Source organism: Desulfosarcina sp. (genome assembly GCF_041551955.1).
GTDB lineage: Bacteria > Desulfobacterota > Desulfobacteria > Desulfobacterales > Desulfosarcinaceae > Desulfosarcina.
In genome coordinates this window covers 1-6,367 of sequence record NZ_JBFELV010000285.1, presented here as the reverse complement: position 1 = coordinate 6,367, position 6,367 = coordinate 1, and the positions used below count along the sequence as shown (strand labels likewise).

Below are 6,367 nucleotides of genomic sequence, written 5' to 3'. Positions count from 1 at the left end.
CAGAGCGGGGCCATCGACATTCTTTCCGGCCGCGAACTGGACATTAAGTCCATTGAAATCGAAGACGAAAACTAACGGTTGCGCAGGAAGCCCGATATCTGCGCTACGCTTCATTCTTCGTCACTGCGGAGCAGCTTCATGTACACCTCGCTCCTCGGGACTCGCAAGCCTTGATCTCGGGTTTCCTACGCAACTGTTTGAAATATGAATCATTAATAGCTAATTAAGGATCAATTATGTGGTTTTTCACCAATCGCACAACCCAACGCTATCATCACGATCATAAAAAACACGGCCCCCACGATGGTCGCCATGACCATGGCCATGACGTGGCGTCCCGCAAATCGGGAACCCGTGAAATCAAGGTGGTTCGTCGGGTGCTTGATGCCAATGACGTCATGGCGGAGCGCATGCGCACCGTTTTTGCCGAGAAAAAGGTCTTCGTGCTCAACATGATGAGTTCACCGGGCTCCGGCAAAACCACCACGCTGCAAAAGACCCTGGCTCACATCATGCCCAACCTGCGCTGCGCGGTGATCGTGGGCGACATCTGCACCACCCACGATGCCGACCGGTTGGCCCAGTCCGGCGCGCCGGTGACCCAGATCAACACCGACGCCTTCGGGGGCGACTGCCACCTGGCGGCCCACGTGGTGGAACGGGCCGTGGCCGACCTGGACCTGGACGCCATCGACTTGCTCGTCGTGGAGAATATCGGCAACCTGGTCTGCCCGGCCGAGTTCGACATCGGCGAAGACAAGCGTGTGGTGGTGCTGTCGGTCACCGAGGGCGAGGACAAACCGGCCAAGTACCCGCTGATGTTCCGGCAGTGCGACGCCACCTTGCTCAACAAGATCGACCTGCTGCCCTACCTGGATTTCGACATGGATCTGGCCCGCTCGTCCATCGCCAAGATCCACCCCGGCATGCCGGTATTCGAGATCTCGGCCAAGACCGAAGCTGGATTCGACGGTTGGATCGCCTGGATCGAGGCGGCCGTCGACGCTAAAAAAAAGTCGTGAATTGCCCCCATGGCTTTTTTCACCGCATCCTATTTTCTTGACGATCGCCTCCAGAGTGATAAGACTTCATGGGGTGCTTACAATATGCCAACCCAATTCTAATGAAGTCTCCGGTGGTCACGCCGCATGAACACTAAATCGGTTGTCCCCATTGCCATTCGCTGGCCCTTACTTATTTCTTTCAGTTGTGTTCTGCTGACGGAGATCCTGGCACGCCCGCATCTTCAGGATGTCGGACTCTGGGTCATCGAACAACCCCTGCAGCTGGCGCTCAACCTGTTGGCGGTTGTTCTGGTTATGTGCCTGTGGGTCGCGATCACCGGTCGACGGTGGACCGGGATTATTATCGGCACGGGCCTGATGCTGTTCATGGCGCTGGTAAACGCCGTGAAACTGACTGCGCTGCAAACGCCCTTTTTCGCTTGGGACCTGATGTATGCGCGCCAGATGCTGGCCTTGGGCGAGGCCTTGATGTCCGGCTTTACGTTTGGTTGGATTCTGCTGGCGCTGCTGATATTGCTCTGCATAGGTTCCTGGTGGCTGCAGCGGAAACGCAATGGCCGCGTATCCATGAAAATGCGCGCAGCCCTCATGGCCATGGCGCTGGGCGGTTTGGGACTTTTCTTCACCGACTTGCGGACCCATCTGCCGGGGATGTGGCGGGTGCAAAACATTGCCTGGGAACAGCCGGTCAATTACCGGACCAACGGTTTTTTCCTGGCATTTTCCATGAATGTCTCGCCGATGTTAATCCATCAACCGGAGGACTACGGAGAAGCGCTGGTCAACCGGCTGCTCGTGCACAACGAAGAACTGCGCCAGGCGCCGATCATAAATCGCGGAAAACCGGTCAGTTTAGTCATCTTGATGAGTGAATCGTTCTCCGACCTTTTCGGCATGCCTTTTCAGACATCCGAAAATCCGTGGGAAAACCTGCAACGGCTATCCGCCCATCATCCCTCGTTTACGCTAATCTCACCCACGGTAGCCGGGAACACCAGCTTGGTCGAGTTCGAGGCCCTCACGGGCTTGAGCCATGCGTTGCTGCCCAGCGGGTCCGTCCCCTATGACCATTACCTGCAGCATCCGGTTCCCTCCATCGCTTCGATTCTCCGTGACCGGGGATATCAGACCCTTGCCGTGCACCCTTATGAACCCTGGTTCTGGAACCGCACCGAAGCCTACCGCAATCTGGGTTTCGACCGGTTCGTATCCATCGACGACTTCGAGAATCCGGTGAAGCGGGGGTTGTTCATCTCCGACGAATCGATGGTGGACAAGATGATCGAACTCATCGATGCCGTCAAAGAGCCCTACTTTATGCATGCCATCTCCATGCAGAACCATGGACCCCACGATCATCAGCGTTACCAGGACGACATCGTTCGGGTGGAGGGTGACTTTCCGCCCCATCTGCTGGAGTCGCTGTCGGCCTTCCTGACCGGTGTGCGGGATGCCGATCGGCAGCTGGCCCGATTCCTGAAATATCTGGAAAGCAGACCCGAACCGGTCATCTGCGTCTTTTTTGGCGATCACCAACCGGCCTTGGGGTGGGAGCTGCTGGCCCATTCGAGCGACGGCAGCATGTCCGAAACCGAAAGGGACTACCGCATGGCAACCGTACCGGGTCTGGTGTGGGCCAACAAGCCGAATCTGTTGGACGCCCTGGACATTCCGAAAAGGTTCAGCCCGTCGCACCTACCGGGTCTGCTGCTGCATCAGATGGGGATTGAATTGCCGGGCCATTTTTATCATCTGTGGCAAGGTATTCAGGATTATTCGGTGCTTCATCGCCGGTTCGTCGGGAGCCCTGAGGGAAATCTGAAATCCTTCAAACAAGTCAGTTCATCCCCCTGGATCAAGGATCTCGAGATACTGCAGTACGATGTCTTATTTGGAAAGGGATACTCGACCGATTATCCGGCGTACCCACCTCAACCAGACAAAGAGCCGGCTGCTTCGCTGGTCACGCACCGCCCACCAGAAATCGTCGATTCAAAAAGCCGTGCTGCTTCGAGCAAGGAGAAGCTCTAACCTTGCGAAACCAGACAAAGGCGCGGCCACGAAATAGAAGCCCGCGTGGGCGGTGGGTTCAACCTGCCGCCCACGTTCTTTTTCAAGCGCGTTGCGCCTGTTGCCAGAAGGGCGACATCTGGCGCAGGCGTTCGATGATTGGCGGCATCTTGTCGATGACGAAGTCGATCTCTTCTTCGGTGTTGTATATGCTCAGACTATAGCGGATGGAGCCGTGGGCCGCGGTGAAGGGCACGCCCATGGCCCGCAGCACGTGGGATGGCTCCAATGATCCGGAGGTGCAGGCAGAACCGGAGGAGGCACAGATGCCGTACTGGTCCATCAGCAGTAGGATGCCTTCCCCTTCGATGAACTCGAAAGCGATGCTGGTGGTGTTGGGCAGGCGGTTGTCCGGATCCCCGTTGACCATGCTGTTGGGCACGCGTTTGAGCAGTTCGGTCTCCAGTTTGTCCCGCAGCGCCCGCACCCGCGTATTCTCGTCATTCAAGTATTCCATGGCCAGTTGGGCGGCACGGCCCATACCGATGATGGAGGCGCTGTTCTCGGTGCCTGCCCGGCGCCCCCCTTCCTGATGCCCCCCCATGAGAAAGGGAGCGAATTTGGTTCCCTTACGGATGTAGAGAACGCCGATGCCTTTTGGTGCGTGCAGCTTGTGTCCGGAGACGGACAGCATGTCGATGGCAGAGTCGGCCATGTTGATCGGAATCTTGCCCACCGCCTGGACCGCATCGGTGTGAAAGACGATGCCTCGCTCGCGCACCGTTTTGGCAAGCTCCTCGACGGGAAAAATCGTTCCGGTTTCATTGTTAGCCCACATGACGCTGACGATAGCCGTATCGTCGGACAGTTTCTTGTACAGATAATCCAAATCCAGGCGCCCCTGCCGGTCCACCGGTACAAAGGTGACCCGATAGCCGTTCTTGGCCAGGTGTTCACCCAGGTTTTTTACCGCCGGGTGCTCCACGCGGGTGGTGATGATATGTTTTTTCTCCGGGTGGGCCCGAATGGCTGCGTGAATGGCCGTGCTGTCACTTTCGGTGCCGCAGCTCGTGAACAGGATCTCTTCGGGCTGCGCCCCCAGCAAGGTGGCCACATGTTCACGGGCCGCCTTGAGCTTGGCGCCCACGTTGCCGCCGAATGCATGCATACTGGACGGGTTGCCGTAGAGGTCGGAAAAGTAGGGCAGCATCTCCTGCACCACCTCAGGTGCGACGCGGGTGGTGGCGTTATTGTCCATGTAAATGGGTTTCATCCGCTACACCTCCTCGACGACCAGCTCCTGGGAAACCAATTCCTTGAGTTTGGTTTCCACGTAATGTTTCAGGGTAATCTGGGATTTGCTGCACGAAGCACAGGTGCCCCGCAGTTTCACCATCACCCGGTTGCCGTCCACATCCACCAACTCGATATCCCCGCCGTCCTGGTTCAGGGCCGGTTTGATTTCGCGCTCCAGGGTGGCGTCGATCATCTTGATTTTTTGGATGTTGGTCAGCGCTTCGGGTTTTTTGGCGGCCCGGGGGGTGTTGCCCAAAACCGTATCGATGATGAACTGGATTTTGTCGTGGCAGTTGCCACAGCCCCCGCCGGCCTTCACATAATCGGTGACGTCCTCAATGCTGGTCAGGCCGTTTTCCCTCACGGCCCGCTCGATCTGCACATCGGACACGCCGAAGCACTCGCAGACGATCTCGCCTTCGATCTTTTTCTCGGCTTCACCGCGATAGTATGCGATGGCCTTTTCCATGGCGTCCCGACCCATGACCGAACAGTGCATCTTCTCTTTGGGCAGGCCGCCTAAGTAATCGGCAATGTCATCGTTGGTGACCTTGGCCGCCTCCTGGAGGGTCATACCCTTGATCATCTCCGTCAGTGCCGACGAGGAGGCGATGGCGCTGGCACAACCAAAGGTCTGAAATTTCGCGTCTGCAATCCGTTCGTCGTCGCCCAACTTGAAGGTCAATTTGAGCGCGTCACCGCATGAGAGGGAGCCCACCTCACCGATTCCGTCGAAATCGTCGATAAAGCCGACATTCCGCGGGTTGAGAAAATGATCCTTCGTTTTTTCCGTATAATCCCACATGTTGTCCTCCAGGTTGAATGGGGTACTGTCAAATCGTTTCCGTCGCAGGGTTCACGGCGAAGCAAAACACCGCCCGTTTATGTTGCACGCTATACGATAAGCACGATCTTTCAAAAAAAAAGTCGTGACCTTGCCGTTTTTCTATGACAGAATTTTAAACCATCGAAAAGCCAAAAGGCTGTATAAAAAAGCGCTTTTAAGGGTCAAGGCAAAAAGGGAGGCACTGTCATGAATCTGAGGAAATCCGTCTTTTCCGGAAGCTGGTATCCAGCGGACCGACAGGCCTGTGAAGACCAGATCCAGCAGTTTCTCGAAGCGGGCAAAAACCAGTCTGTATCCTTTGCCACCCCCATAGGAGGCATCGTTCCCCACGCCGGCTGGTTCTTCTCCGGCAGCATCGCCTGCAACGTGATTCACCGGCTGGCCCGGGCCGTATCTCCGGATGTGGTCGTTGTGTTCGGCATGCACCTGCACAGCGGTTCTCCGCGCACGATCATGCCCGAGGGCGAATGGGAGACCCCCTTTGGTCCAATCGCGGTGGACACGGCCTTGGCCGGCGAATTGACCCGCCGGTACGCCTTTCACACGGAAACCCCCACCCGCTTCCAACAGGACAACACCATCGAACTTCAAATGCCCTTTATCCGCTATTTTTTCAAGCACGCCCGGGTCGTGGCCATGGGCGTGCCGCCGACGGCCGAAACCCTGGTGCTTGCCAATTCAGTGGTCGAGACGGCCCGGGAACTGGGTCTCAGCATGGCCGTCATCGGGTCAACGGATCTGACCCACTACGGCCCCAACTATGGTTTCACCGCAAAGGGCGCCGGTTCAAGAGCTGTGGAGTGGGTGCGCGACGAAAACGATCGGCGCGTGATCGATGCCATGATCCGCATGGACCCGGAAGCGGTAATCCGCGAGGGCCTTGCCAATGACAATGCCTGCTGTTGCGGGGCCGCCGCCGCCGCCATCGCCGTCGGCAAGGCCTTGGGTGCCCAAAAGGCCCACCAGCTGGCCTACGCCACCAGTTACGAGAAAAGTCCGGGAGACAGTTTCGTGGGGTATGTGGGGATGCTTTTTTGAAACGGGTCCAAGGGGTCAAGTGTGGCACCAAGAATTGGAGCGTCTTAAAGCCAGCCTGTCAAAAGTAATCCGGATGCTGTGTGCTTGGATACGGTCGCCGGGAAAAAGACCCTCGACCCCTTGAATCCTGGACTCCTTGAACCCTTCGTTT

General features: G+C 57.1%; 5 protein-coding genes. 3 read left to right on the top strand and 2 right to left on the bottom strand.

The features are described 5' to 3' along the window. Positions 1-236: 236 nt before the first annotated feature. Complete coding sequence (gene hypB / locus ABYV26_RS17960; protein ID WP_372682731.1) at positions 237-1,022, top strand: hydrogenase nickel incorporation protein HypB; 786 nt, start codon at positions 237-239, stop codon at positions 1,020-1,022. Positions 1,023-1,148: 126 nt separating this feature from the next. After that, the gene (locus tag ABYV26_RS17955) at positions 1,149-3,056 is read left to right on the top strand and encodes an LTA synthase family protein (RefSeq protein ID WP_372682730.1); all 1,908 of its coding nucleotides are present in this window, start codon (positions 1,149-1,151) and stop codon (positions 3,054-3,056) included. Positions 3,057-3,138: 82 nt separating this feature from the next. Here ABYV26_RS17955 and nifS read toward each other — a convergent pair whose 3' ends face one another. Both nifS and nifU read right to left on the bottom strand, forming a co-directional pair. Then, positions 3,139-4,308, bottom strand: a complete 1,170-nt coding sequence (gene nifS / locus ABYV26_RS17950) for a cysteine desulfurase NifS (protein ID WP_372682729.1) — start codon at positions 4,306-4,308, stop codon at positions 3,139-3,141. Between the two features lie 3 nt (positions 4,309-4,311). Next, complete coding sequence (gene nifU, locus ABYV26_RS17945) at positions 4,312-5,136, bottom strand: Fe-S cluster assembly protein NifU (RefSeq protein WP_372682728.1); 825 nt, start codon at positions 5,134-5,136, stop codon at positions 4,312-4,314. 228 nt (positions 5,137-5,364) lie between these two features. Between nifU and amrB the strand changes: the two genes are divergently transcribed. After that, on the top strand, positions 5,365-6,216 hold the full coding sequence (gene amrB, locus ABYV26_RS17940) for an AmmeMemoRadiSam system protein B (RefSeq protein WP_372682727.1): 852 nt from the start codon (positions 5,365-5,367) through the stop codon (positions 6,214-6,216). The last annotated feature ends 151 nt before the right edge of the window (positions 6,217-6,367 follow it).

Bases quoted from the DNA above. Each gene is read 5' to 3' on its own strand.
- amrB (WP_372682727.1), top strand. From the start codon at position 5,365: ATGAATCTGAGGAAATCCGTCTTTTCCGGAAGCTGGTATCCAGCGGAC.
- ABYV26_RS17955 (WP_372682730.1), top strand. From the start codon at position 1,149: ATGAACACTAAATCGGTTGTCCCCATTGCCATTCGCTGGCCCTTACTT.
- nifU (WP_372682728.1), bottom strand. From the start codon at position 5,136: ATGTGGGATTATACGGAAAAAACGAAGGATCATTTTCTCAACCCGCGG.
- nifS (WP_372682729.1), bottom strand. From the start codon at position 4,308: ATGAAACCCATTTACATGGACAATAACGCCACCACCCGCGTCGCACCT.
- hypB (WP_372682731.1), top strand. From the start codon at position 237: ATGTGGTTTTTCACCAATCGCACAACCCAACGCTATCATCACGATCAT.